Annotated in this window: 20 protein-coding genes; 8 read left to right on the forward strand and 12 right to left on the reverse strand. The window is 71.3% G+C overall.

Annotated elements, in window-relative coordinates; genetic code table 11:
* Positions 1–109: 109 nt before the first annotated feature.
* The 7 genes from murD to rsmH form a co-directional block, all read right to left on the reverse strand.
* Complete coding sequence (gene murD, locus J7E89_RS29200) at positions 110–1,528, reverse strand: UDP-N-acetylmuramoyl-L-alanine--D-glutamate ligase (RefSeq protein ID WP_214977455.1); 1,419 nt, start codon at positions 1,526–1,528, stop codon at positions 110–112.
* Positions 1,525–2,595, reverse strand: a complete 1,071-nt coding sequence (gene mraY, locus J7E89_RS29205; protein ID WP_214977456.1) for a phospho-N-acetylmuramoyl-pentapeptide-transferase — start codon at positions 2,593–2,595, stop codon at positions 1,525–1,527. Before mraY ends, murD begins: the two co-directional genes overlap by 4 nt.
* Positions 2,592–4,022 carry a UDP-N-acetylmuramoyl-tripeptide--D-alanyl-D-alanine ligase gene (gene murF, locus J7E89_RS29210; RefSeq protein ID WP_214977457.1) on the reverse strand — a complete coding sequence of 477 codons (1,431 nt, stop codon included), beginning with the start codon at positions 4,020–4,022 and terminating at the stop codon, positions 2,592–2,594. Before murF ends, mraY begins: the two co-directional genes overlap by 4 nt.
* On the reverse strand, positions 4,019–5,707 hold the full coding sequence (locus J7E89_RS29215; protein ID WP_214977458.1) for a UDP-N-acetylmuramoyl-L-alanyl-D-glutamate--2,6-diaminopimelate ligase: 1,689 nt from the start codon (positions 5,705–5,707) through the stop codon (positions 4,019–4,021). The genes murF and J7E89_RS29215 overlap by 4 nt, the downstream gene beginning before the upstream one ends.
* Positions 5,708–5,720: 13 nt before the next feature.
* Positions 5,721–7,694 carry a penicillin-binding protein 2 gene (locus tag J7E89_RS29220; RefSeq protein ID WP_214977459.1) on the reverse strand — a complete coding sequence of 658 codons (1,974 nt, stop codon included), beginning with the start codon at positions 7,692–7,694 and terminating at the stop codon, positions 5,721–5,723.
* A gap of 66 nt (positions 7,695–7,760) precedes the next feature.
* Entirely contained in the window at positions 7,761–8,378 is a 618-nt protein-coding gene (locus J7E89_RS29225; protein WP_214977460.1) for a septum formation initiator family protein, read from the reverse strand.
* Positions 8,375–9,331, reverse strand: coding sequence for a 16S rRNA (cytosine(1402)-N(4))-methyltransferase RsmH (rsmH, locus tag J7E89_RS29230; protein WP_214977461.1), 957 nt, complete (start codon positions 9,329–9,331; stop codon positions 8,375–8,377). Before rsmH ends, J7E89_RS29225 begins: the two co-directional genes overlap by 4 nt.
* Positions 9,332–9,727: 396 nt before the next feature.
* On the opposite strand from rsmH, the gene J7E89_RS29235 reads away from it, so the two are divergent.
* The 4 genes from J7E89_RS29235 to J7E89_RS29250 all read left to right on the forward strand — a co-directional run bounded on the left by J7E89_RS29235 (position 9,728) and on the right by J7E89_RS29250 (position 15,419).
* Complete coding sequence (locus tag J7E89_RS29235) at positions 9,728–10,291, forward strand: carbonic anhydrase (protein ID WP_214977462.1); 564 nt, start codon at positions 9,728–9,730, stop codon at positions 10,289–10,291.
* A gap of 201 nt (positions 10,292–10,492) precedes the next feature.
* A complete protein-coding gene (locus tag J7E89_RS29240; protein WP_214977463.1) occupies positions 10,493–11,527 on the forward strand; it encodes a MoxR family ATPase in 1,035 nt (344 codons plus the stop codon).
* Positions 11,527–12,984: a DUF58 domain-containing protein gene (locus tag J7E89_RS29245; RefSeq protein ID WP_214977464.1), complete on the forward strand. Its 1,458-nt coding sequence runs from the start codon at positions 11,527–11,529 to the stop codon at positions 12,982–12,984. Before J7E89_RS29240 ends, J7E89_RS29245 begins: the two co-directional genes overlap by 1 nt.
* Positions 12,981–15,419 carry a DUF3488 and transglutaminase-like domain-containing protein gene (locus J7E89_RS29250; RefSeq protein WP_214977465.1) on the forward strand — a complete coding sequence of 813 codons (2,439 nt, stop codon included), beginning with the start codon at positions 12,981–12,983 and terminating at the stop codon, positions 15,417–15,419. The genes J7E89_RS29245 and J7E89_RS29250 overlap by 4 nt, the downstream gene beginning before the upstream one ends.
* A gap of 133 nt (positions 15,420–15,552) precedes the next feature.
* On the opposite strand, the gene J7E89_RS29255 is transcribed toward J7E89_RS29250, so the two are convergent.
* From J7E89_RS29255 to J7E89_RS29265, 3 genes are all read right to left on the reverse strand, one after another.
* Positions 15,553–15,957, reverse strand: a complete 405-nt coding sequence (locus J7E89_RS29255; RefSeq protein WP_214977466.1) for a DUF3040 domain-containing protein — start codon at positions 15,955–15,957, stop codon at positions 15,553–15,555.
* 282 nt (positions 15,958–16,239) lie between these two features.
* Entirely contained in the window at positions 16,240–17,010 is a 771-nt protein-coding gene (locus J7E89_RS29260) for a bifunctional 2-polyprenyl-6-hydroxyphenol methylase/3-demethylubiquinol 3-O-methyltransferase UbiG (RefSeq protein ID WP_214977467.1), read from the reverse strand.
* 117 nt (positions 17,011–17,127) lie between these two features.
* Positions 17,128–17,673, reverse strand: coding sequence for an SAV_6107 family HEPN domain-containing protein (locus J7E89_RS29265; protein WP_374196908.1), 546 nt, complete (start codon positions 17,671–17,673; stop codon positions 17,128–17,130).
* A 105-nt stretch (positions 17,674–17,778) separates the two neighbouring features.
* Here J7E89_RS29265 and J7E89_RS29270 point away from each other — a divergent pair, with 105 nt between their 5' ends.
* The 4 genes from J7E89_RS29270 (at position 17,779) to J7E89_RS29285 (ending at position 23,219) form a co-directional block, all read left to right on the forward strand.
* Positions 17,779–18,543: an ATP-binding cassette domain-containing protein gene (locus tag J7E89_RS29270; protein ID WP_214977469.1), complete on the forward strand. Its 765-nt coding sequence runs from the start codon at positions 17,779–17,781 to the stop codon at positions 18,541–18,543.
* Entirely contained in the window at positions 18,515–20,683 is a 2,169-nt protein-coding gene (locus J7E89_RS29275) for a YhgE/Pip family protein (protein WP_214977470.1), read from the forward strand. The genes J7E89_RS29270 and J7E89_RS29275 overlap by 29 nt, the downstream gene beginning before the upstream one ends.
* Positions 20,684–20,694: 11 nt before the next feature.
* On the forward strand, positions 20,695–21,306 hold the full coding sequence (locus tag J7E89_RS29280) for a TetR/AcrR family transcriptional regulator (protein ID WP_214977471.1): 612 nt from the start codon (positions 20,695–20,697) through the stop codon (positions 21,304–21,306).
* 404 nt (positions 21,307–21,710) lie between these two features.
* Positions 21,711–23,219: an NAD(P)/FAD-dependent oxidoreductase gene (locus tag J7E89_RS29285; RefSeq protein ID WP_214977472.1), complete on the forward strand. Its 1,509-nt coding sequence runs from the start codon at positions 21,711–21,713 to the stop codon at positions 23,217–23,219.
* 38 nt (positions 23,220–23,257) lie between these two features.
* On the opposite strand, the gene J7E89_RS29290 is transcribed toward J7E89_RS29285, so the two are convergent.
* A complete protein-coding gene (locus J7E89_RS29290; protein WP_214977473.1) occupies positions 23,258–24,094 on the reverse strand; it encodes a hypothetical protein in 837 nt (278 codons plus the stop codon).
* A 51-nt stretch (positions 24,095–24,145) separates the two neighbouring features.
* A complete protein-coding gene (gene metF, locus J7E89_RS29295) occupies positions 24,146–25,063 on the reverse strand; it encodes a methylenetetrahydrofolate reductase [NAD(P)H] (protein ID WP_214977474.1) in 918 nt (305 codons plus the stop codon).
* Positions 25,064–25,151 lie beyond the last annotated feature (88 nt).

Genomic DNA, 25,151 nt, shown 5'->3' on the forward strand with positions numbered 1-25,151 from the left:
GCCCGCGCAGCGCGGTGCGGCCGCGCGGGGCACTGTCGTCGGCCAACATCTCGGCGTCCCCTCCACTCATGAGCTGCGCCGGCCGGTCCGTGGCGCGGGGACCGGTCCGCTAGTCCCGCTCCGCGGCCAACTCGCGTACGGCATCGGCGAACGCCTCGCCGCGCTTGTTGTAGTTGGTGTACATGTCCATGGAGGCGCAGGCCGGGGCCATCAGGACCGTGTCCCCGGGCCGGGCGAGCCGCGCCGCTTCCCGCACCGCCGCCGACATCGCCCCAGTGTCGGTCCGGTCGAGGTCGACCACCGGTACTTCGGGCGCGTGTCGCGCGAGGGCTTCGCGGATCAGCTCGCGGTCGGCGCCGATGAGGACGACGCCGCGCAGCCGCTTTGCCGACTTCTCGACGAGCTCGTCGAAGGTGGCGCCCTTGGCCAGGCCGCCCGCGATCCACACGATCGGGTCGTACGCCGCCAGAGAGGCCTCGGCGGCATGGGTGTTGGTGGCCTTGGAGTCGTCGATGTACGCGACACCGGCGACGTCCGCGACATGCTCGATGCGGTGGGCGTCGGGGCGGAAGGCGCGCAGTCCGTCGCGTACGGCGGCGGGCTCGACGCCGTAGGCGCGGGCCAGGGCGGCGGCCGCGAGGGCGTTGGCGATGTTGTGCGGGGCCGGCGGATTGACGTCCGCCACCTCGGCCAGCTCCTGCGCGTTCTTCTGGCGGTTCGTGACGAAGGCGCGGTCGACCAGGATGCCGTCGACGACACCGAGTTGGGAGGGCGCGGGCGGGCCGAGGGTGAAGCCGATCGCGCGGCAGCCCTCCTCGACGTCGGCCTCGCGGACCAGGTCCTCGGTCGCCGGGTCGGCCGCGTTGTAGACGCAGGCGACCTGGTTGCCCTGGTAGATGCGGCCCTTGTCGGCGGCGTACGCCTCCATGGAGCCGTGCCAGTCGAGGTGGTCGGGGGCGAGGTTCAGCACGGCCGCGGAGTGGGCGCGCAGCGAGGGCGCCCAGTGCAGCTGGTAGCTGGAGAGCTCGACGGCCAGCACGTCGTACTTCTCGTCGCCGAGGACGGCGTCGAGCAGCGATACGCCGATGTTGCCGACGGCGGCGGTACGCAGGCCCGCGGCCTCCAGGATGGAGGCCAGCATGCGTACGGTCGTGGTCTTGCCGTTGGTGCCGGTGACCGCGAGCCAGGGGGCGGCATCCGGACCACGCAGGCGCCACGCCAGCTCGACGTCGCCCCAGATCTCCACGCCCGCCTCGGCGGCCGCCAGGAACAGCGGCTTGTCGGGCTTCCAGCCGGGCGCGGTGACGATCAGCTCGGTGCCCTCGGTAAGGGTGGCGCCGTCGCCGAGGCGCACGGTGACGCCCAGGGCTTCGAGTTCGGTGGCCTGGGCGCGGGATCGCTCGTCGTCACCGTCGTTGACGACGGTGACGTGTGCCCCCAGGCCCCGCAGCACACGTGCCGCGGGGATCCCGGAGACGCCAAGACCCGCGACGGTCACCCGCTTGCCGGTCCAGGTCACTGCTGTCACTTGTCGGCCGCCCAGCCCGCGTAGAAGAGCCCCAGACCGATGATTACGCACATGCCCTGGATGATCCAGAAGCGGACCACCACAAGGACTTCGGACCAGCCCTTGAGCTCGAAGTGATGCTGGAGCGGCGCCATCTTGAAGACGCGCTTTCCGGTCATCTTGAACGAGCCGACCTGGATCACGACGGACATCGTGATCAGGACGAACAGACCGCCGAGGAGCGCCATCAGGAACTCGGTGCGCGAGCAGATCGCCAGACCCGCGAGCGCGCCGCCGAGGGCGAGCGAGCCGGTGTCACCCATGAAGATCTTGGCGGGCGAGGTGTTCCACCACAGGAAGCCGAAGCAGGCGCCCATCAGGGCCGCCGCGACGACCGCGAGGTCGAGTGGATCTCGTACTTCGAAACAGGCTTCGGGGTTGGTCAGGCTCGGCGCGTCCGCACAGGACTCCTGGAACTGCCACAGACCGATGAAGGTGTACGCGCCGAAGACCATCACGGAGGCGCCGGTGGCGAGTCCGTCGAGGCCGTCGGTGAGGTTCACACCGTTCGACATCGCCAGGATCATGAACAGCGCCCACACCACGAACAGCACCGGGCCGATCGACCAGCCGAAGTCCTGGACGAAGGAGAGCCTGGTGGAGGCCGGGGCGTTGCCGCGGATGTCCTTGAACTGCAGGGCCAGCACGGCGAACGCGATGCCGACGATCAGCTGTCCGGCCATCTTCGCCTTGGCCCGCAGGCCCAGCGAACGCTGCTTGACGATCTTGATGTAGTCGTCGAGGAAGCCGACCAGGCCCATGCCCGCCATGAGGAAGAGCACCAGCAGGCCGGAGACGCTCGGCTTCTCGCCGGTGATCACCTTCGCCATGGCGTACGCGATGAGCGTCGCCAGGATGAAGGCGATGCCGCCCATGGTCGGGGTGCCGCGCTTGCCGTGGTGGCCGCGCGGACCGTCGTCCCGGATGAACTGCCCGTATCCCTTGCGGGCCAGCAGTTTGATGAGCAGCGGGGTGCCGATCAGGGTCAGAAAGAGCCCGATGGCTCCCGCGAAGAGGATCTGCCTCATCGGCCGGTGACCTCGCCCTCGGTGCGGTGGTCGAGGAGCGCCTGCGCGACTCGCTCGAGACCGACCGACCTGGAAGCCTTCACCAGCACGACGTCTCCCGGACGCAGTTCACTGCGCAACAGGTCGACCGCCGCTTGCGCGTCGGACACGTGCACCGACTCCTCACCCCACGAACCCTCGTTGTAAGCGCCCAGCTGCAGCCAGGACGCTTCCCTGCCCCCGACTGCCACGAGCTTGCTGACGTTGAGCCGGACGGCGAGCCGTCCGACCGCGTCGTGCTCGGCGAGCGAATCGTCACCCAGCTCGGCCATGTGACCGAGCACAGCCCACGTACGCCCCCCCTTTGCCTGGGAGGCCCGACCCATTGCCGCGAGCGCGCGCAGGGCGGCTCGCATGGATTCGGGGTTCGCGTTGTAGGCGTCGTTGACGACCGTCACGCCGTCAGGACGCTCGGTGACCTCCATGCGCCAGCGGGAGAGGGTGCCCGCCTCGGAGAGCGCGGTGGCGATCTCGTCCACGGACATGCCCAGCTCATGGGCGACGGCGGCCGCGGCGAGCGCGTTCGACACGTGGTGCTCACCGTACAGCCGCATGGTCACGTCACTGCACCCGGTGGGTGTGCGAAGACTGAAGGCCGGCTGGCCATTCTCCGTGAGCCGGACATTCTCGGCGCGTACGTCCGCGTCCGCGGCCTCACCGAAGAGCACGACCCGGGCTTTTGTACGGGATGCCATGGCGCGTACGAGCTGATCGTCGGCGTTGAGCACGGCGATCCCGCCCGCGTCCGCCGGCGGCAGCGCCTCGACCATCTCGCCCTTGGCCTCGGCGATCTGCTCGCGGCCGCCGAACTCGCCGATGTGGGCGGTGCCGACATTCAGTACGAGTCCGATGCGCGGCGGGGTCAGCTCGGTGAGGTACCGGATGTGGCCGATGCCGCGCGCCCCCATTTCGAGGACCAGGTGCTCGGTCTCCTCGGTGGTGCGCAGCGCGGTGAGCGGCAGGCCGATCTCGTTGTTGAGGGAGCCGGGCGTCCAGACCGTGGGGGCCTTGCGCTCCAGGAGCTGGGCGATCAGGTCCTTGGTGGACGTCTTGCCGGCCGAGCCGGTGAGTGCGACGACCTTCGTGCCGAGCCGTCCGACGACGGCCCGTGCCAGGGCGCCCAGCGCCTCGGTGACGTCGTCCACGACGATGGCGGGTACGCCGACGGGGCGGGTGGCCAGCACGGCTGCCGCACCGGAGGCGACGGCCCGCTCGGCGTAGTCGTGGCCGTCGACTTTCTCGCCCGCGAAGGCGGCGAAGAGGCTGCCGGGCTTCACTTCGCGCGAGTCGATGACTACGGGGCCGGTCACCCGCAGGGCGCTGTCCGGTATGTCGTGCGACTGCCCGCCGGTGATCTCGGCGATTTCAGCGAGGGAGAGTGCGATCACTTGGCCACCCCGCCGTCCTGGGTCAGTGCGGCGGCGCGGATCGCGGCGCGCAGCACCTGGCGGTCGTCGAAGGGACGTACCACTCCGGCGATGTCCTGGCCCTGCTCGTGCCCCTTGCCCGCGACGAGCACGGTGTCACCGGGCTTGGCGCGGGCGACCGCGGCCGCGATGGCCGAGGCCCGGTCGGCGTCGACCAGGACGTCGCCGCGCTCGTGCGCGGGCACCTCGGCGGCGCCGGCGAGCATCGCGGCGAGGATCGCGAGGGGGTCCTCGGAGCGCGGGTTGTCGGAGGTCAGTACGGCCGTGTCGGCGAGGCGGGCGGCGGCTGCGCCCATCGAGGGCCGCTTCTGTTTGTCGCGGTCGCCGCCGCAGCCGAGCACAATGTGCAGCTCGCCCCCGGTGACCTTGCGCAGGGCGCGCAGGACCGATTCGACAGCGTCCGTCTTGTGGGCGTAGTCGACGACGGCGAGGTACGGCTGGCCCGCGTCCACACGCTCCAGGCGGCCCGGTACGCCGGGGACGTCGGCGATGCCGTCGGCGGCGGTCTGCGGGTCGACGCCCGCGACGGCGAGCGTGACGATCGCGGCGAGCGTGTTGGCGACGTTGAAGGGGCCGGCCAGCGGGGCGGTCGCGGTGATGCGCTCGTCCTTGGGTCCGACGGCCGTGAACGTACTGGTGAAGGGGCCGACCTCGACGCCCTCGGCGCGCCAGTCGGCGTCCGGGTGGCCCTCGGCGGAGAAGGAGGTGACCGGGACGCCGGACTCGCTGATGAGCCTGCGGCCGTACTCGTCGTCGAAGTTCACGACGCCGGTCCTGCTGCGCTCCGGGGTGAAGAGACGTGCCTTCGCCTGGAAGTAGTCCTCCATGTCGGAGTGGAATTCCATGTGCTCGGGGCTCAGGTTGTTGAAGACCGCGACATCGAAGACACAGCCGTCGACCCGGCCGAGCACCAGCGCGTGGCTGGAAACCTCCATGGCGACCGCCTCGACCCCGCGTTCGCGCATGACCGCGAAGAGAGCCTGGAGGTCGGTGGCCTCGGGGGTGGTGCGCTCGGACTTGATGCGCTCGTCGCCGATGCGCATCTCGACCGTACCGATCAGACCGGTCATTTTCCCGGCTGCCTGCAGACCGCCCTCGACGAGGTACGCCGTGGTGGTCTTGCCGGAGGTGCCGGTGATGCCGATCTGGAGGAGGCCGCTGCCCGGGTGGCCGTAGATCTCGGTGGCGAGCTCGCCCATCCGGCCGCGCGGGTCCTCGACGACCAGGGCCGGCAGGCCCGTGGCCTCGGCCCGTGCGGCGCCGGCCGGATCGGTGAGGATCGCGGCCGCGCCGAGACCCGCCGCCTGCGCGGCGAAGTCCGCGCCGTGGAGGCGCGCCCCTGGCAGGGCGGCGTACAGATCGCCTGGCCTCACCGCGCGGGAGTCGTGCGTGATACCGGTGACCTCGGCCGCGCTTTCGACGGCTCGGGGCTCGATACCCAGCCGTTCGGCCAGCTCCCCGAGGGGTGTCGGGCGGACCTGGACCGGCCGGGGCGCTCCGGGGTACGTCACCGGGGCGTCCTTCTGGGTGGTTTGGGACTGATCAGCGTGTGGCACGGCGGTGAGCGTACCGGGCGTACCCGGCCCCTCGCGAAACGAGGGGTGGGGGTCTTCGGAGTTCCCGGGGTTTCGGGTGATGGTTGTCACTGGTGGTCCTGAGTCACTCGCCGGGTGTGAAGGACACCGGCAGCCGGGCGGGCTTGCTGCCGGTCGGTGCGACCTGGAGGGTCTTCAGTGCGAACTCCATAACCTTCTTGTAGATGGGGCCGCAGATCTGGCCGCCGAAATAACTGCCCCTGGTCGGGTTCTGAATGGCGCAGTAGACGGTGACCCGCGGCTTGTCGGCGGGCGCGAATCCGGCAAACGAGGCGGTGTAGCCCTTGTAGCGCCCGGTGGCCGGATCCACCCGGTTGGACGTGCCGGTCTTTCCGCCGACGCGGTAGCCCGGGATACGGGCCTTGGTCCCCGTACCCTCCTCGTCGTCGACGACCGATTCCAGCATGGTGGCCACGGTCTTGGCGGTCTTCTCGCTGACCACGCGGGTCTTCTTGGGCGCCGGGGCCGGGGTGAAGCGGCCGTCGGGACCCTTGGTGCCGCGGATGAGCGTCGGCTGGATCCGTACGCCGCCGTTGGCGATCGTCGAGTAGACCGAGGCCGCCTGCATGGCGTTCAGCGAGAGGCCCTGGCCGAACGGGATCGTGTACTGCTGCGAGGTGCTCCAGTCCTTGGGCGCGGCGAGGATGCCCGCCGTCTCGCCGGGATAGCCGAGGCCGCTGGGGCTCCCGAGGCCGAACTTGCGCAGGTAGGAGTGGAGGACCTGGTTGGCCTCGGGCCGGGTCTTGCCGAGCTGCTCGGTCGCCAGGATCGTGCCGATGTTGCTGGATTTGGCCAGAACCCCGTTGAGCGTCAGGTACCAGGTGGGGTGATCGATGTCGTCCTTGAACAGCCGGTCGCCCCGGTGCAGCCGGTTCGGTACGACGACGTGGGTGCCCGGCGCCGCGGCGTTCTCCTCCAGTACCGCGGCCATGGACATGACCTTGGCGGTGGAGCCCGGTTCGTACGCGTCCTGCAGGGCGGCGTTGCCCATGGCGGCGGCGTCGGCCTGCGAGAGGTCGTTGGGGTCGAAGCCGGGGGAATTGGCCATGGCGAGGACCTCGCCGGTGCGGGTGTCCTGGACTATCACGTAGCCGCGGTCCGCCCCGGACTTTTCCACCTGCTTGCTGATGGCGTCCTGGGCGGCCCACTGGATGTCGCGGTCGATGGTCAGCTCGATGTCGGAGCCGGGCACGGCAGGGACCTCGCGGGCACCGACGGTGGGGACTCTGCGGCCACCGGACTGGGCGTATTTGATCTCCCCGTCCTTGCCGGCGAGCTCCTTGTCCAGCTGGGTCTCCAGGCCGCCCGCGCCTTTGCCCTCGGCGTTGACGTAACCGAGTATCCCGGCGGCGAGATCACCGTTGGGGTAGACGCGCTTGCTGCTGGCCTCCTGGAAGACGCCGGCGAGCACGTTGACGCCCTTGCCGCCCTTGGCCTTGTCCGCCTGTGCCTTCTCGGCGAAGACGTTCTTGAGGTCCTTGATCTGGTTCCAGATCTGCGGCGTCTGGCGATGGGCCAGGAGGACGTAGAGGCTCTTTGGCGTCCTCAGCTTCTTCGCCAGGTCGTCCGCGTCCTTGCGGAGGATCGGCGCGAGGAGCGCGGCGGCCTGCTCGGGAGCGTCCGGGGTCTTGGTGAACTTCGCGGTGAACATCGACGGGTCGGCCGTGATGTTGTGCGCGTCGACGCTGGTGGCCAGCGCGATGCCGCCGCGGTCGGTGATCTGGCCCCGCTCGGCGGCCAGCGTGGCACTGGAGTACCGGTTCTTCTCCGCCTTGGCGGTGTACGTGCTCGCGTCGACGGCCTGGACCTGGAGCAGCCGTACGACGAAGGCCACCATGACCAGGGTCAGTCCGACGCCGACCAGCCGCAGTCTGGGCCGGGGGCTGCCGAGCACCAGGGCGCGGCCGGCCCTGGGCGCGGGGCGCGGCCGCCCGACCGGGGGGCGCGCCTTGGGCCGCGCGGCGGGCTTGGGCCGCCCGCCGCTGTGCGGGCGCCCGGGGCCGGGCACGCGGCGGCGCGGTGGTTCCTGGGGGGGCACTGCGTCACCTGCCGGGGGTCGTGGTCGGCTTCGCGGACGAGGGCTGCTGGCGGGCTGCTGGGTGGCTTACGGGACGGGAACGGCGGCGGGCGGGCCCACGGGGCCCGGAGCGGACGCGGGCGGGGACGCGGGCGGGGACGCGAACTGCGTCGGGACAGACGGGGCGGGGACGGCCGGTGGGGCGGCCGACGGGGCCGGTGGGACTGGTGGGACCGGTGGGACGGAAACCGGCGGGTAGGCGGCCGACGGGGCAGGCGGGGCGAACGGGCCCGGCACGGGGAAGCTCAGCGGGGCGGTGCGGGCAGGGGCGGCGCCGGCGGACGCCCGGGAGGGTACGCCCCGGACCGAGCCGTCGGGGTTGAGGAACGCGGGGCTGCCGCCGGGCACCATGCCCAGTTCACGCGCCCTGCGCTCCAGGGCGCCGGGCGCGGACCGGTCGTCCACGTACTGCTGGAGTTCCTGTTCCTTGTCGGTCAGCTCGGTGGTCCGCTTCTTGAGTTCGCTCAGCTTGAACGAGCCCTCGTTGAGCGAGGAGTTCAGCAGCAGCAGCGTGATGAGCCCGCCGCCGAGCAGCAGCACGACCAGCAGTACGAAGGGGGTCCTGGCCGCCTGGGCGGGACCCGACGGCATCAGCCGCGACAACCGCGCGGCCCGCCCCTTCAGCTGCTTGGCCGGCTTGGTCACAGCACGTCCTCCCGGATGCGCTGCGCCCCGCGCAGCCGGGCCGGGGCGGCGCGGCGGTTCTCCGCGATTTCTTCGTCCGTCGGCAGTTCCGCGCCGCGCGTCAGCAGCTTCAGCCTCGGCTGGTACTGCTCGGGTACGACCGGCAGGCCGGGCGGCGCCGTGTTGGCGGCGCCCGCCGCGAAGACCTGCTTGACCAGACGGTCTTCCAGCGAGTGGTACGAGAGGACCGCGATCCGGCCGCCCACGGCGAGCGTCTTCACCGCCGCCGGGATGGCCCGCTCCAGCACGCTGAGCTCACCGTTCACCTCGATGCGCAGCGCCTGGAAAGTGCGCTTGGCCGGGTTGCCGCCGGTGCGCTTGGCGGCCTGCGGCAGTGCGTCGCGGATCAGCTCGACGAGCCGGGCGCTGTTGCTGAAGGGCTCCTTCTCGCGCTCACGCACGATCGCGGAGACGATTCTCTTGGCCTGCTTCTCCTCGCCGTACTGGCGCAGGATGCGGACCAGCTCGCCCGGCGGGTACGTGTTGAGGACCTCGGCCGCGCTGACGCCCGTCGTCTGGTCCATGCGCATGTCGAGCGGGGCGTCATGGGCGTACGCGAAACCGCGCTCGCGCTCGTCGAGCTGCATCGAGGAGACGCCGAGGTCGAAGAGGATGCCCTGGACGCGCGGGACGGAGAGCCGCTCCAGGACCTCGGGCAGCTCGTCGTAGACGGCATGCACCAGGGTGGCCCGGTCACCGAACGGGGCGAGCCGCTCGCCGGAGAGCCGCAGCGCCTCCTTGTCCCGGTCGAGCGCGATGAGCCGCGCTTCGGGGAAGGCGGTGAGCAGGGCCTCGCTGTGTCCGCCGAGACCGAGGGTGCAGTCGACGACCACCGCTCCGGGCTCGCCGAGGGCCGGGGCCAACAGGTCCAGGCATCGCTGGAGCATCACCGGGACGTGTCGGGACTGGCTCAATGCGCCCTCTCAGGTACCGGCGCGGCTGTGTACGTACGGCCTGGTCCCCACCCGCTCGAAAGGGGACGGCCTGCCGGCGCCGGGGAAGTGGCGTCGGCCGACCGGCGAGCGGGAGGAGGCCGGGCCGTACGTACGCCGCGCACGCGGGAGTAATTCAAAATGTGCGAGATGTGTCCGTAAAGCAGTAAGGGACGCGTCACGCCACCCACTTCGCGTCACTTTAGTCGACTCGTCCGCCCGGTCAATCAACGGGCCAGCGCGTCGCGCGGCCTTGCGTTCACCCGTACGGAGGATGCTTCGTGACGCCTGTGGGTTACCTCACAACAACCCTGGTTGACGTTCTTTGTCCCATCTCACAGCGGGCCCGCACTGCCCGTGGCCATTAACGTCTAAGGCATGTCGACTTCTGCGCCCCTTCCCGCCGAGCCCACCGCCGCGAGGACCGTCGCGGCCCGCACGGGCGGTACGGTCACCGACCGCCTCGTCGAAGCGAACCGGCAGTACGCCGCCGGCTTCCACGACCCGGGGATGGACGCGCGGCCCGTGCTGCACGTCGCCGTGGTCGCCTGCATGGACGCGCGGCTCGACCTGCACGACGCCCTCGGTCTCGAACTGGGCGACTGCCACACCATCCGCAACGCCGGCGGCGTGGTCACCGACGACGTGATCCGCTCGCTCACCATCAGCCAGCGCGCCCTCGGCACGCGCAGCGTCATACTCATCCACCACACCAACTGCGGTCTGGAAAGCCTCACCGAGGACTTCAGGCACGAGCTGGAGGACGAGGTCGGACAGCGTCCCTCCTGGGCCGTGGAGGCCTTCCGGGACGTCGACCAGGACGTTCGCCAGTCGATGCAGCGCGTGCGGACATCGCCGTTCCTGCCGCACACCGACGATGTACGCGGCTTCGTCTTCGAGGTGGCCACCGGGCTGCTGCGGGAGATCGACCCGGTGAAGTAGGCGGGCCGCGCGGGTGTAAACACGGCAACCCCCGACATACCGCTCTCAGTTATCCACAGGCGAGTGACACGAAGCGGTAACGGCAACAACAATGCGGGTGTGACATCCCGTTCGGAACCGTCCGAGCGCGGTGTCCGTATTTCGGGGTGGGCCGTTCCGTCGTTGTGGCGCCGGCCCGTTGAACGGGCTAGGAGGGCCGGGGTGACGACCTATGACGATCGAGCGAGCCTCACAGATCTGACCACCACAGTGGAGCGAGTCCGCAGGTCGGTGGAGGGTGTGATCGAGGGCAAGCCCGAGGTCGTACGCCTTTCGCTGACCGTGCTCCTCGCGGAGGGGCATCTGCTGATCGAAGACGTGCCGGGCGTGGGCAAGACGATGCTCGCCAAGGCGCTCGCCAGATCCATCGACTGCTCGGTACGGCGCATTCAGTTCACGCCCGACCTGCTGCCTTCGGACATCACCGGCGTCAGCATCTACGACCAGCAGCGGCGTGACTTCGAATTCAAACCGGGCGCGATCTTCGCCCAGATCGTGATCGGCGACGAGATCAACCGCGCCTCGCCGAAGACGCAGTCCGCGCTGCTGGAGTCCATGGAGGAGCGCCAGGTCACGATCGACGGACAGACGTACGAGCTGCCGTCGCCCTTCATGGTGGTCGCCACGCAGAACCCGGTGGAGATGGAGGGTACGTACCCGCTGCCCGAGGCCCAGCGCGACCGCTTCATGGCGCGGGTCTCCATCGGCTACCCGAGCGCGGAGGCCGAGCTCCAGATGCTGGATGTGCACGGCGCGGCCTCGCCGCTCGACGACCTCCAGCCGGTGGCGCACGCCCACGAGATCCTGAAGCTGATCGACGCGGTCCGTACGGTCCACGTGGCCGAAGCGGTGCGGCGGTACGCCGTGGAGCTGGTCTCGGCCACTCGCAGCCACCCCGATCTGCGCCTCGGCGCCTCGCCGCGTGCCACGCTGCACCTGCTGCGCGCCGCCAAGGCCTCCGCCGCGCTGAGCGGGCGCGACTACGCGCTGCCCGACGACGTACAGGCCCTCGCGGTGGCGGTGCTCGCGCACCGGCTGCTGCCGACGGCACAGGCCCAGCTGAACCGGCGTACCTCTGAGCAGGTCGTACTGGAAATCCTCCAGCGCACCGCCGTACCGACGGCCGAGCGGCGGGCGACGCCGCCTGCCGCTGCTCCGATGTACGGCGCTCAGCAGCCCGGCGTACGGCGACTGTGATGGCGCCTGCGCCGACGACTGGGGGTGGCGCCGCACTCGCCGAGACCGACACCGGTGGGAGCGACACCAGCAGGGACGGCGACGGCAAGGGCGGTCTGCGGGCCGCGCTGTCGGGGCTGACCACGCGCGGCCGGTCGTTCCTGGCGGCCGGCGTGGCCGCCGCGGTGTGCGCGTACGTCCTGGGGCAGGGGGACCTGCTGCGGGTCGGGCTGCTGCTCGCCGTGCTGCCGCTGGTGTGCGTGAGCGTGCTGTACCGCACGCGTTACCGGGTCTCGGGCAGCAGGCGGCTGACGCCGTCGCGCGTACCGACGGCCTCGGAGGCGCGCGTACATCTGCGGCTGGACAACGTCTCGCGGCTGCCCACCGGTCTGCTGATGCTCCAGGACCGGGTGCCGTACGTTCTGGGGCCGCGGCCGCGGTTCGTGCTGGACCGGGTGGAGGCGGGCGGCCGGCGTGAGGTGTCGTACCGGGTCCGGTCGGACCTGCGCGGGCGTTATCCGCTCGGGCCGCTCCAGTTGCGGCTGACGGACCCCTTCGGCATGTGCGAGCTGACCCGCTCGTTCAGCGCGTACGACACCCTGACCGTGATCCCGCGCGTCGAGGCGCTGCCCGCGGTGCGGATGACCGGCGAGGCGTCGGGGTACGGCGACGGGCGCAACCGGTCGCTGGCGCTGGCCGGCGAGGACGATGTGATCCCGCGCGGGTACCGGCACGGCGACGACCTGCGCCGCGTGCACTGGCGCTCCACCGCGCGCTACGGCGAGCTGATGGTGCGCCGCGAGGAGCAGCCGCAGCGGGCCAGGTGCACGGTGCTGCTCGACACCCGACGGGCCGCCTACCAGGGGGCCGGGCCCGATTCGGCCTTCGAGTGGGCGGTGTCCGGGGCGGCTTCCGCTTTGGTGCACATGCTCGAACGGGGCTTCTCCGTACGGCTGTTGACCGACACCGGCAATTCGGTGCCCGGGGAGGGGGCCGGCGGCTTTGCCGGAGCCACCCAGGAGACGGCCGACTCCGCCGGGCTGATGATGGACACGCTCGCCGTCGTCGGGCACTCGGACAGCGCGGGGCTCTCGGCGTCGTACGACGTGCTGCGCGGCGGGAACGAAGGGCTCCTGGTCGCCTTCTTCGGCGACCTGGACGAGGACCAGGCGGCTGTGGCGGCGCGCATGCGCCAACGCAGCGGGGCCGCCGTCGCCTTCGTCCTGGACAGCGAGACCTGGACGCAGGGGAGGGCGCCGGGGCAGGGCAGGGCAGCGGACGCGGCGGGACTCATGGCGCGCGTTCCGGCCGCGGCGGAGGAACGGGTGAGGCCGCTGCGCGAGGCGGGGTGGACGGTGCTGACCGTGCCGCCCGGCATGCCGCTGGCCGACCTGTGGCGGATGGCCGAACGACAGCGCGCCGGCTCGGGGGCCTCGCCCTCGGGCGGCGCGCCACGCACAACGGGGGGATGGTCATGAGCGGTCGCGGACGGCTGGCGCTGTGCGCCACGGCGGCCACCCTGATGGCGGCGGGCGCGCTGCTGCCGCTGGTCAACAAGGCGTCCTGGTTCCTGACGGCCGTACTGCTGGTGTCGGTCCAGGCGGGGGTGGGAGCCCTCGCCCGGCGGGTGCCGCTGGCGCGGACGCTGACCGTGGCGGTCCAGGCCCTCGTGGCGCTGGTGCTGCTGACCGTGGTGTTCGCCAGGGACTCGGCGATCGGCGGGGTGCTGCCGGGGCCCGGGGCGTTCGGTGAGTTCGCGCGGCTGCTGGAGGCGGGCGCGGACGATGTCGCGCGGTACGCCATCCCGGCGCCGGCGAGCGAGGGCATCAGGCTGATGCTGGTCGGCGGGGTCCTGGTGATCGCCCTGGCGGTGGACGCGATCGCGGTGACGTTCCGCAGTGCGGCCCCGGCCGGACTGCCGCTGCTCGCGCTCTACTCGGTGGCCGCGGGGCTTTCGCCGGGCGGCGCGAGCTGGCTCTGGTTCCTGCTGGCGGCCTCCGGCTACCTGCTGCTCCTGCTGTCCGAGGGCCGGGACCGGCTCTCGCAGTGGGGTCGCGTATTCGGCGGTGCGCCGCGCGCCGAAGGCCGTACGACAGCCGCCGGGTTCGAGACGGCGGGCGGTTCCGCGCTCGCCCCGGTCCGTACGGGCAGGCGGATCGGCGTACTGGCGCTGGGCATCGCCCTGGTCGTGCCGGCCTTGCTGCCCGCCCTGGACGGCGGGCTGCTGAACGGCACGGGCACCGGAGGCGGTGGCGATTCCGGAGGCGGCACCATTTCGGCGGTCAATCCGCTGGTCTCGCTGCAGAACAGCCTCAACCAGCCCGATGACCGCGAGGTGCTGCGGTACCGCACGAACACGGAAGACACGAAGGATCTCTATCTGCGGATCGTCTCGCTCGACCAGTTCGACGGCGCCGCGTGGAAGTCGTCGGAGCGCCGGATCGAGGACGTACCGGAGCGACTGCCGCGGCCGCAGGGGCTCAGCCCCGGGGTCCGTACGACGGAGATCAATTCCAGCGTCTCGGCGGCCGGCTGGTACGCGCAGAGCTATCTGCCGCTCCCCTATCCGGCGACGCAGGTGGAGATCGGCGGCCGCTGGCGTTACGAACCGGCCGGCCGCACCCTCGTAGGCGACCGGGGCCAGAACACCCGGGGCGTGCGCTACACGGCGGGCAGCTTGATAGTGCAACCGACGGCCGAGCAGCTGGCCGCGGCCGCCGCGCCGCCGGCCCCCCTGTTGCGCGACTACACCAAGGTCCCCGGTTCGCTGCCGGAGGTGGTCAAGTCGACGGCGCTCAAAGTGACGAAGGGCGCCTCGAACGACTACGAGCGGGCGGTCGCGCTCCAGGACTGGTTCGCCTCGGAGGGCGGCTTCACGTACGACACGCAAGTGCGGTCCGGCAGCGGTACGGCCGCGATCGCCCGCTTCCTCCGGGACAAGGAAGGCTTCTGCGTCCACTTCTCCTTCTCCATGGCCGCGATGGCCAGGACGCTGGGGATCCCGGCGCGGGTGGCCGTGGGCTTCACGCCCGGCTCCACTCAGCCCGACGGCACCATGTCGGTCGGCCTGCGCGATGCGCACGCCTGGCCGGAGCTGTACTTCGAGGGCGTGGGGTGGACGCGGTTCGAGCCGACGCCGACCCGTGGCTCGGTGCCCGAGTACACCCGCGACGAGACACCGTCCGGCAGCGCGTCCAACCCCGCGCAGGCGCAGCCGAGCGCCTCGGCCGCGCCTTCGGCGGCGCCGAGCGTCACGGACAGCTGCCCCCCGCGGATGAGGAGGCAGGGCGAGTGCGGCGGGCCCGCGCAGCAGGGCGGTGCCGGGCCCACCGATACGGGTTTCCCGCTCGGTCCGCTGCTGCTGGTGACCCTGGGCGTGGCTCTTGTGGTGCTCCTGGTGCTGTTGCCGCTGCTGTGGCGGAGCCGGGTGCGTGCGCAACGGCTGGGGTCCGGCGGGCGTACACCCGCGGACGCGGACGCTCGTACGCTGGCCGGCTGGCGTGAAATCACCGACGCGGCGTGGGACTTCGGCATTGCGCCGGACGAGTCGCAGACGCCGCGCAAGGCCGCCGCGCGGATGGTGCGCCTGGGCGGGCTCGAAGGTGCCTCGGCCGAGGCGGTGCACCGGGCGGCGGGCGCGGTGGAGGTGGTGCTCTACTCCCCGCGGCCTGCCGTCGCGGGCAGTCTCGCCGAGGAGGCGCAGCTGGTACGGGAGGGTCTGCGGGCCTCGGCCGGGCGGGGAGCGCGTGTGCGGGCGGTTCTCGCACCGCGCTCGGCTGTCCGGGTGGTGTGGGCCGTCTCGGGTCGCTGGGCCGCGCTGACGAACCGGTGGGCCGCGAGCCGCCGGGCCTTCGACAGCCGATCCTGGTGGCCGGTCGCCCTGCGGCGCCGCCCGTCCCGGCAGCGCGGCTGACGGGCGCGGGAGACTCGCGACCGGGAAACGAAGTGAGGGGTGACCGCGTGGAAGCGGTCACCCCTCACTCGTAAGCAAGTGTTGGATGCGATCGATCGCTGTCCGGTCAGCGAACGCGGCCGAAGTCAGCGTGTCAGTGGCCTTGGCCCTCGTCGCGGCGGCGCTGCCACCGCTGCTCGATCCGGTCCATGACCGAACGTCGCTGCCGAGGCTGGCTGCGAGCAGCCGTGCCAGTACCGGTGCCGGGAGCCGATTGCTCCCCCGGCTTCGGGGCCTTGCGCCAGCCGGTGACCGCGAGCACCGCGCAGCCGAGCATCACAAGGAAGCCCACCACGCTGACCCAGATCTGCTGTGCGACCATTCCGGCCATGAGGAGCGCGATACCCACCAGAAAGCCTGCGACTGCCTGGTAGACCCGTCGTCGGGTGTACGTACGCAGCCCGCTTCCCTCAAGCGCTGTCGCGAACTTGGGATCTTCGGCGTACAGCGCTCGCTCCATCTGCTCGAGCATTCGCTGCTCGTGCTCCGAGAGCGGCACGGGAGTCCTCCTACTCGTCGGTCGCGGGGGGCGACCGTTTGCGGCCCTTTCAGAATAGGCAGGGAATCGCCCCCGTGAAACCCGCCCTCTACGCCAATTCACAATCCGGGCCGCCATGCCGTCTCGGTTGCCTGAGGAAGACATTCCCCATTGGCCGATCCGCCATGCGCACGGTGTGCTCCGATCATACGGGGCAAGGCGGCCGATCGGGGGGCCTGTGGCGGACTCCATCTGCCACTGCGTTGCTGATCAGCCGCTTTTCGCGCCCGCCGGGACCGTTCCTCAGCGCTCGCCGGGCCCCTGCTTCTCGCCGAGGACGTGCAACTGGGTCGCGACGGAGTGGAAGGCGGGGAGCTCGGCCGCCGCTGCCTCCAGCTTGAGCAGGGCGTCCAGGGCGCCGGGCTCGGTGTCCACCAGGGCGCCGGGCACGAGGTCGGCGAAGACCCGTACGCCGTGGACGGCGCCGACCTCGACGCCGGCCTTGCCGACCAGGTCGGTGAGCTGATCGGCGGTGAAGCGCCGCGGCACCGGGTCGCCCTCGCCCCAGCGGCCCGCCGGGTCGGTGAGGGCGCGCCTGGCCTCGGTGAAGTGACCGGCGAGGGCCCTGGCCAGCACGGCGCCGCCGAGGCCTGCGGCAAGCAGGCTGAGGGTTCCGGAGGGGCGGAGGGCGTCGACGGCGTTACGCACGCCCTCGGCCGGGTCGTCGACGTACTCGAGGACGCCGTGGCAAAGGACCGCGTCGTAGCCGCCGCGGTCGACGACGTCGAAGAGGCCGTGGATGTCGCCCTGCACTCCGCGCACGCGGTCGGCGACGCCGGCCTCGGCGGCCCGGCGCTCCAGCGCGAACAGCGCGTTGGGGCTGGGGTCGACGACGGTGACGCGGTGGCCGAGGCGGGCGACGGGCACCGCGAAGTTGCCCGTGCCGCCGCCGGTGTCGAGGACGTCCAGGGCGTCACTCCCGGCCGCCTTGGCCTTGCGGTCGAGAGCGTCCTTGAGGACCTCCCAGACCACGGCGGTACGGAGGGAGGCGCGGGGGCGCATCGGGTCCGACACGGCAGTTGACTCCTCGGCGCGGTGCCGCCGCGGGCGGCGGGGCGGTGAACGGTGCGGGGCGCTCAGACACAGGCTCTCAACGCCCTCCCACCCTATTGCCTCCGCGAACCGCACCCGTCATCCCGCTTCCGAGCGGTCCGTACTCCCGGTACGGGGAAGCGGCAGCACCGGATCGAGCACGAGCAGCCGCTCGACCAGGCGCAGGAACATCGCCACGTCGCGCACCAGGTCGTCGGCGTCCCTGGTCGTCGCCGCTCCCTGTATGCCCGCCTCCGCGCGGGCGCGGCGGCGGGCGCCCAAGGCGAACAGGGCGCTCCACTCGGTCAGTTCCGGCGCGATCTCCGGAAGCACCTCCCAGGCGCTGCGGATCCGCCGGCGCCGGGGCGCGGTCTCCGGCCGGCCGCGGGCCGCGAGAACGGCGGCAGCGGTGCGCAGGGCGGCGAGGTGGGCCGTGGCGTACCGCTCGTTCGGCACTTCGAGGCCGGCGGCCTCGTCCAGCCCGCTGCGGGCCTGGGAGAGCAGATCGAGGGCGGCGGGCGGCGCACCGGCCCTGCGCGGCACGGGGTGGACGTCTGGGGACGTGCGAGAGGACGTACGAGAGGAAGTGTGAGCCATGACGAGCCTCCTTCGTCGCGTGACGGCTCTGCAGCCGTATGTGTCCATCGTGAAGGGCACCACTGACAATCCGGCTGACCTGGCCTTTTGCTTCGATCGCAGGTTCGCGATAGTTTTTGCACTGACTGGTCAGTTCAAATAAGGGGAGGGCTCGTGGACAGCCCGAGCAGCACGCACGGGGCAGCTGTCACCGCGGAAGGCTTCGGACTGAAGGGCCCGCGCGGCTGGGCGTTTCGCGGCGTGAGCGTCGAGGCGGAGCCCGGCGCGCTCATCGCGGTCGAGGGCCCGTCCGGCTCCGGCCGCACCTGCCTCCTGCTCGCCCTCACCGGCCGCATGCGCGCCACCGAGGGCCACGCGGAGGTCGGCGGCCTGCGCCTGCCGAAGAAGATGGCCGCCGTACGCCGCATGAGCGCGCTCGGCCCGGTCACCGGCGTCAGCGAGCTCGACCCGGCCTTCACGGTCGCCGAGCACCTGCGGGAGCGCGCGCTCCTCCAGCGCCACTACGGCGGCTCTCTGCGCGCACTGCTGCGGCCCCGCGCCGAGCGCGCCGCCGACGCGCGGGCCAGGATCGACGCCGCGCTGGAAGCCGCCGGCCTGGACGTGGACACGCTGCCCAAGGGGACACGTACGTCCGTACGGGACCTTGAGCGCCTGGAGGCGCTGCGCCTGTCCGTCGGGCTGGCGCTGATGGGCCGCCCCCGGCTGCTCGCCGTGGACGACATGGACCTCAAGCTCTCGGACGCCGAACGCGTGCTGGCCTGGGAGCTGCTGCGGTCCGTCGCCCGAGGGGGAACGACCGTCGTCGCGGTGTGCAGTGAGGCGCCCGACGACGCGCTGCGCGTCACCACCGGAACCGACAACTCCAACGACACCGAAGAGGGGGCGGACGATGCGCTCGCCGAAACTGGCCGCGCTTGAGCTGAAGCGGTTCGGCAGGGGAAAGCTGCCGCGGGCCGCGCTCGTCGCGCTGCTGCTGCTTCCACTGCTGTACGGCGCCCTGTACCTGTGGTCCTTCTGGGACCCGTACGGCAGGCTCGACCGGATACCCGTCGCACTCGTCAACGACGACAAGGGCGCCACCGCCGACGGCAAGAAGATCGCCGCGGGTGACGACATCACCGGAAAGCTGCGCGACAGCAAGGTCTTCGAATGGCACGAGGTGAGTTCCGAGGAGGCCCGCAAAGGGGTTGAGGACGGCGCGTACTACCTGTCCCTGACCATGCCGTCGGACTTCAGCGAACGGATCGCGTCCAGCTCGGGCGACGTTCCCGAGACGAGCGCCCTTCAGGTGCGTACCAACGACGCGAACAACTACATCGTCGGGCAGATCTCGCGAACGGTCTTTTCGGAGGTTCGCACCGCGGCTTCGAAGAACGCCTCCCGTTCATTCCTCGACAAGATCTTCATCTCCTTCTCCGACATCCATGACGCCACGGAGAAGGCAGCCAAGGGCGCCGACGAGATCAAGGGCGGGATCGGAAAGGCGAAGAAGGGCTCGGGCGATCTCCAGAGCGGCCTCAACACTGCCAAGGCCGGCTCCCAGAAGCTCGCGGACGGGCTGAAGGACGCCAAGAAGGGCAGCGGCGACCTGTCCGCCGGCGTGACGAAGCTGCACAAGGGATCGGGCGACCTGAAGAGCGGCTCGCAGCAGGTCGCGAACGGAACGCAGACGCTCGCGGACAAGGTCAACGGCATCTCCGACGCGATCGGGCCGTACCTCAAGGACAACGGCAAGACGATCGGGGACACGGCGAAGCTCGTCGCCGACAAGACCCAGGCGGTCCGCGACGGACTCGGCTCACTCGTGAAGGACGCGCCCGTCGCGGCCGAGGAGGCCCGTGCGGCCGCCGCCGACCTGCACACCGTCTACGAGGCGCGCTGTGTGAACCAGCCGCTCCCCGACCCCGCCTGCCCGCAGCTGAAGAGGGCCGACGAGGCGGCCGCCGACGCGGCCGCCGTCGCCGCCGACGTCAACAACCTCATCAAGGACCAGCGCGGCGCCCTCACCCAGCTGGACAAGGACCTGGCCAAACTCCAGCGGCAGGCGCGCGAGCTGTCGACGCGCGCCCCTCACCTGTACGAGGACCTGAACAGCGCCGTCGCCAAGGTCAACGCGCTCAACGCCGGCGCCAAGAAGGTCGCCCAGGGAGCCGCGAAACTCAACACGGGCCTGGCCAGCGCGAAGACCGGCGCCACCGACCTGGACAGCGGCATCGGAAGGCTCAAGACCGGCGCCACCGACCTCGACAACGGGCTCGGCAGGCTCCAGACCGGCGCCGGGGAACTGAACGGCGGCCTGATCAAGCTCGCCGACGGCTCCGGCGAACTCGCCGGCGGCCTGCACAAGGGCGTCGGCCGGATCCCGGACTACGACAAGGAGAACCGCGACCAGCGCACCGGCGTGATGGCCGACCCGGTCCAGCTCGCCTCGCAGTCGATGCACAAGGCGCCCAACTACGGCACCGGATTCGCCCCGTACTTCATCCCGCTGTCCCTGTGGGTCGGCGCGATGGTGGCGTACATGCTGATCCAGCCGCTCAACCGCCGCGCCCTCGCCGCGGGAGCCTCCGCCTGGCGGATCGCCCTCGCGGGCTGGCTGCCGGTGGCCGCGCTCGGGGTGCTGCAAGTGGCCGCGCTCATGTCCGTACTGCACTGGGGCCTGGGACTGCAGATGGAACGCGCCGCGGGAACCATCGGTTTCCTGGTGCTCGTGACGGGCTGTTTCTCCGCGATCGTGCAGTGGCTCAACGCCCGGTTCGGCGCGGCGGGCCGCATCCTGGTCCTTGCCGTTCTGATGCTCCAGCTGACCTCGGCCGGCGGCACGTACCCCGTACAGACCAGTCCGGGGTTCTTCAACGCCATCCACCCCTTCCTGCCGATGACTTACGTCGTGGAAGGCCTGCGCCGGCTCATCACGGGCGGCGGCCTGGAGCCGGTCTGGACAGGCAGCCTCGTGCTGCTGGCCTTCACCGTGGGAGCGCTGGCGCTGACGGCCGTCTCGGCGCGGCGCAAGCAGGTGTGGACCCTCGATCGTCTCCACCCGGAGCTCAGCCTGTGAGAATCGTGTCCATGGAAAGCAGCAGAACGCGCCGCTCCGGCACCAAGCAGAAGCTCTACGAGGCGGCCGTCACTCTCATCGCGGAGCAGGGTTTCTCCTCGACGACGGTGGACGAGATCGCCGAGCGCGCCGGCGTCGCCAAGGGCACGGTCTACTACAACTTCAAGAGCAAGACCGAGCTCTTCGAGGAGCTGCTGCGGCACGGCGTAGGACTGCTCACCGCCTCTCTCCAGGCGGCGGCCGACGAGACAGATGAGCGCGGCGGCACCAAGGTGGAGGCCCTTGACGCGATGATCAGGGCCGGTCTGGGTTTCATCGACCGCTATCCGGCCTTCACCCAGCTGTACGTCGCCGAACTGTGGCGCACCAACAGGGCGTGGCAGTCGACGCTCCTGGTGGTGCGGCAGGAAGCCGTCGCGGTCATCGAGACGGTGCTGCGCGAGGGCGTCGAGAACGGCGAGCTGAGCCAGGAGATCGACATTCCGCTGACGGCGGCCGCGCTGGTCGGCATGGTGCTGGTGGCGGCGCTCGACTGGCAGGCGTTCCAGCGCGAGCGGACGATCGACGACGTGCACTCCGCGCTGTCGCTGCTGCTGCACGGCCGGGTGAGCGGCCGCCGCTAGAAAACCTTGCCGGGACCCGCTTGAGAGCGGCTGCGAACAGCGAAAAACGCCGGTCCTTCGAGGCTCGATCCCCCCGAGCCTCGCCGGACCGGCGTTTCCCTTCTCCTCCCCCGCGGGTCCCCCGACCCCCGTGGTACACCCCCGCTCCGTCAGGGGAGCCGCGCCGCTCCGCCGCCCCGTGTCGGCGGTACGGCGCTGCGCCCCTTCCGTGGTCCCCACTCTTCCGTCTGCGCAGGTGAGAGCCCATCCGCGCAGCTACTCATCTCCTGTACTAGGTACGGATACTCACGCCTGTGTGCTCAGCCCCAGCCGAGCGGCCCGCCGACTGGTGACGATCGCGCCCGCGTTCGTACTCCCCACCCGTGGCGGCCGCGTTGTCAGTGGCGGCCGCTAAAGTCCCTGGCATGGCACGGATTGTGGTGATCGGCTCCGGGATGGGCGCGATGGCGTCCGCCGCCCGGCTGGCCGTCGCGGGCCACCGCGTGGTGGTGTACGAGCGCGCGGCGACGTACGGCGGCGGGCTGGGCAGGTTCGAGCGGGACGGCTTCGTCTTCGACACGGGGCCGGGCCTGCTGCACCTGCCCGCCGTGTACCGGGATCTGTTCGCCAAGACCGGCAAGGAGTCCCTGGAGCAGTGCGTCGGCCTGGACCCCGTGGACCCGGCGAGCCGCCACCTCTTCGCCGACGGTACGGACGTCTCGCTGCCCAACGCCTCGCGCGCCGGCGTCGTTTCCGCGCTGGACGCGGCGCTCGGCGCCGGAGCCGGTGAGCGCTGGGGCGACTTCATGAACCGGGCCCGCGACGCGTGGGACCGGACCAGACGGCCCCTGCTCGAAGAACCGCTGTGGCCGGACTGGCAGGTGCTCGGCCGTGACCCGTATCCGTCGCTGCGGCAACGCAGGCTGCTGCGGCGCGACCGGGCGGCCGCCACGCTCGCCGAAATCGGCGAGTGGGAGCTGGCGGACCCCCGGCTGGCCGCCCTGCTGGACAGTTATGCCCTGGCGTACGGACTCGATCCGCGCCGCGCCCCCGCGGCGGCCGCCGTATTGCCGTACATGGAGCAGACCTTCGGCAGCTGGTACGTGCGCGGCGGGATGCGGGAGCTGGCGCGGGCGCTGTACGAGCGGTGCCTGGCCCGGAAGGTGGAGTTCGCCTTCGGCGCCGAGGTCGTCGCGATCACGGAGAAGGACGGCCGCGCGGCGGGCGTCGAGCTGGCCGACGGCACGGTCGCCGCAGCGGACTCGGTGGTCTTCGGGGGCGACCCCCGTCTCCTCGGCGGTATGACACCGGGGCGTGAGGTGTGGGCCGCTGACGACGTCGTGCCGGGGCCGGTTCCCCCGAGCCGGCTCACGGTGTTCCTCGCGCTGCGCGGCGGTCGCCAGGACGGCGCCGCGCACCGGACGGTGGTCCACTCCCCCGACGCCGGTGCCGAGGCGTCGGCGGCGTTCGCCGGCGAGCACGCCGAGCGCCCCACCGTCACTGTGCTGCGGCCCGACGACCCGCTGACCCGCCCGGACGACGCGCACGAGGCCGTCACGCTGACGGCGACCGTCGCCGCGCAGGGCCCGGTCGACTGGACGGACGAAGCACTGGCCGGGCGGTACGCCGACGAGGTGGTCGAGGCCGCGCTCGCGGCCGTGCCGGACCTGCGCGAGCGCCTGCTCTGGCGCGAGGTCCGCACCCCGGCGGACATAGCGGCCGCGACCGGCGCCCCGGGGGGCGCGGTGCCACCGCCCTCGCTGGCGGGCGCCGGGGGCCGCCTGCTCCACCCTGCCAACAGCACGCGGCTGCCCGGTCTTCTGCTGGCCGGAGGCTGGGCGCATCCCGGCGGCGGGCCGGCGCACGCCGGAATGTCCGGCGCCCTCGTCGCGGGGCTCGTCGTCGAGGGGGAGGGCTTCCGCGGCTCGCAGTAGGGGCGACAGGATCTGTGGCCGTGCTGGGGCCCGGCAGGTCAGTAGCGGTACTGCTCGTTGTAGCCGGTGTTGTCGTAGCCGTTCTGGTACGGCTCCTGGGCCGGCTGCTCGCCGCTGAAGGGCTGCTCGCCGTCACGCTGCTGCGGGACCCAGACGCCGCCGGGCGGGGTCTCGTTGCCGTACTGCTGGCCGCTGTACTGCTGAGCGCCGTACTCCGTGTTTCCGTACACCGGGTTTCCGTACTCCTGCGTTCCGTAGCCCTGGCCGCCGTACTGCTGCGTGCCGATGTACGGGTCGGAGTAGGCGGCGTACTGCTGCTGGTCGGGCGCGTAGTCGTACTGGCCGGTGTACGTCTCCTGGTTCGGCTGGTCGTAGCCGGAGTAGGTGTCGTACGTGCCGTACCCGGCGCCGAACCCGTCGCTGCGGGACTGCTGTTCGGCCGCGTAGGCCGCCACGTCGTACACGCCGTACTGCCCGGTCTCGTCGGGCAGCGGCTGCATCGGCGCGTACACCGGCTCCGCCGGGGCGTCGGCCGGCTCGTACTCGAGGTCCGACACCTCCAGCGTCGGCTCCTGCTCGACGGGCCGCGCACCGCGCTTGCGGCGGCGGCTCTCGCCCGGCTTGCCGCCGATCGCCCAGCCCGTCGAGAAGCCGCGGCGGAACGACAGGGTGACGTACGTCTGACCGATCGCGAAGGCGACCGCGCCGCCCGCGATCACGAACACGGACGGCAGCAGCACACCGAGCACCACGCCCATGAAGCCGGCGAAGGCAAGCAGCCGCCACCTCAGCCGCGCCTTGTACTGCAGCAGCACTTCGCCGAGCAGCCACAGTGCGACAACTCCGAACGCGATGTAGAGGACCGCCCAGCCCATGCCCGCCCCTCTCCTACGGCCGCTCCCGCGAAAGAAGGCGGGTACGGCCGGTCAGGACTGCTCGTGCAGTCCGAGATTCTCGTAGATCTCGAGCGTCGCCGTGGAGTTGTTGAGCGTGATGAAGTGCAATCCGGGTACGCCCTCGGAGAGCAGCCTCGCGCAGAACTCCGTGGCGAACTCGATGCCAATGGAGCGTACAGCGGCCGGATCGTCCTTGACGGCGAGGATCCGCTCTTTCACGACGGCCGGGAAGTGCGCGTTGCTGAGCTGCGGAAGCCTGTCCAACTGCTTGACACCCGTTACGGGCATGACCTCCGGGATGATCGGCGTCTCGCACCCCGCGGCGGCGACCGAGTCGCGCAGCCGCAGATAGTTCTCCGGCTCGAAGAACATCTGCGTGATCGCGTAGTCGGCGCCGGCCCGGCACTTGTCCACGAAGTGCCCGATGTCGGTGTCCCAGTCGGTCGAGCGCGGGTGCATCTCGGGGAAGGCAGCGACGCCCACGCAGAAGTCGCCGGACGCCTTGATGAGCCGGACCAGGTCTGCGGCGTACCGCACGCCCTGCGGGTGCTCGACCCACTCGCCCATCGGGTCGCCGGGCGGGTCTCCGCGCACGGCGAGGATGTTCCGGATGCCGGCGTCCGCGTACTGGCCGATCATGTTGCGCAGTTCCGCGACGGAGTGGTCCACCGCCGTGAGGTGCGCGACCGGGGTGAGCGTGGAGTCGGAGGCGATCTGCTCGGTGGCCCCGACCGTTCCGGCGCGGGTGGATCCGCCCGCGCCGTACGTCACGGAGACGAAGCTGGGGGCTACCGCCTCGACCCGGCGCAGCGCGTTCCAGAGGTTCCGCTCACCCTTTTCGGTCCTGGGTGCGAAGAACTCGAACGAGTGCGAAGTTTTGCCGGTCGCGAGCAGCTCACGCACGGTGGGCGCGTGATCCGTCCTGGTCGAAGCTGTGCCAAGGGCCATACCCGCAGGTTAACCAGGGCTCGGCGCGACCCCAACAAAAGCGGGCGCTTTGTCCGTATTGCCAGATTATTGTCCACCTATCGGACAC

Source organism: Streptomyces sp. ISL-100 (assembly GCF_018614615.1).
Classification (GTDB): Bacteria; Actinomycetota; Actinomycetes; order Streptomycetales; family Streptomycetaceae; genus Streptomyces.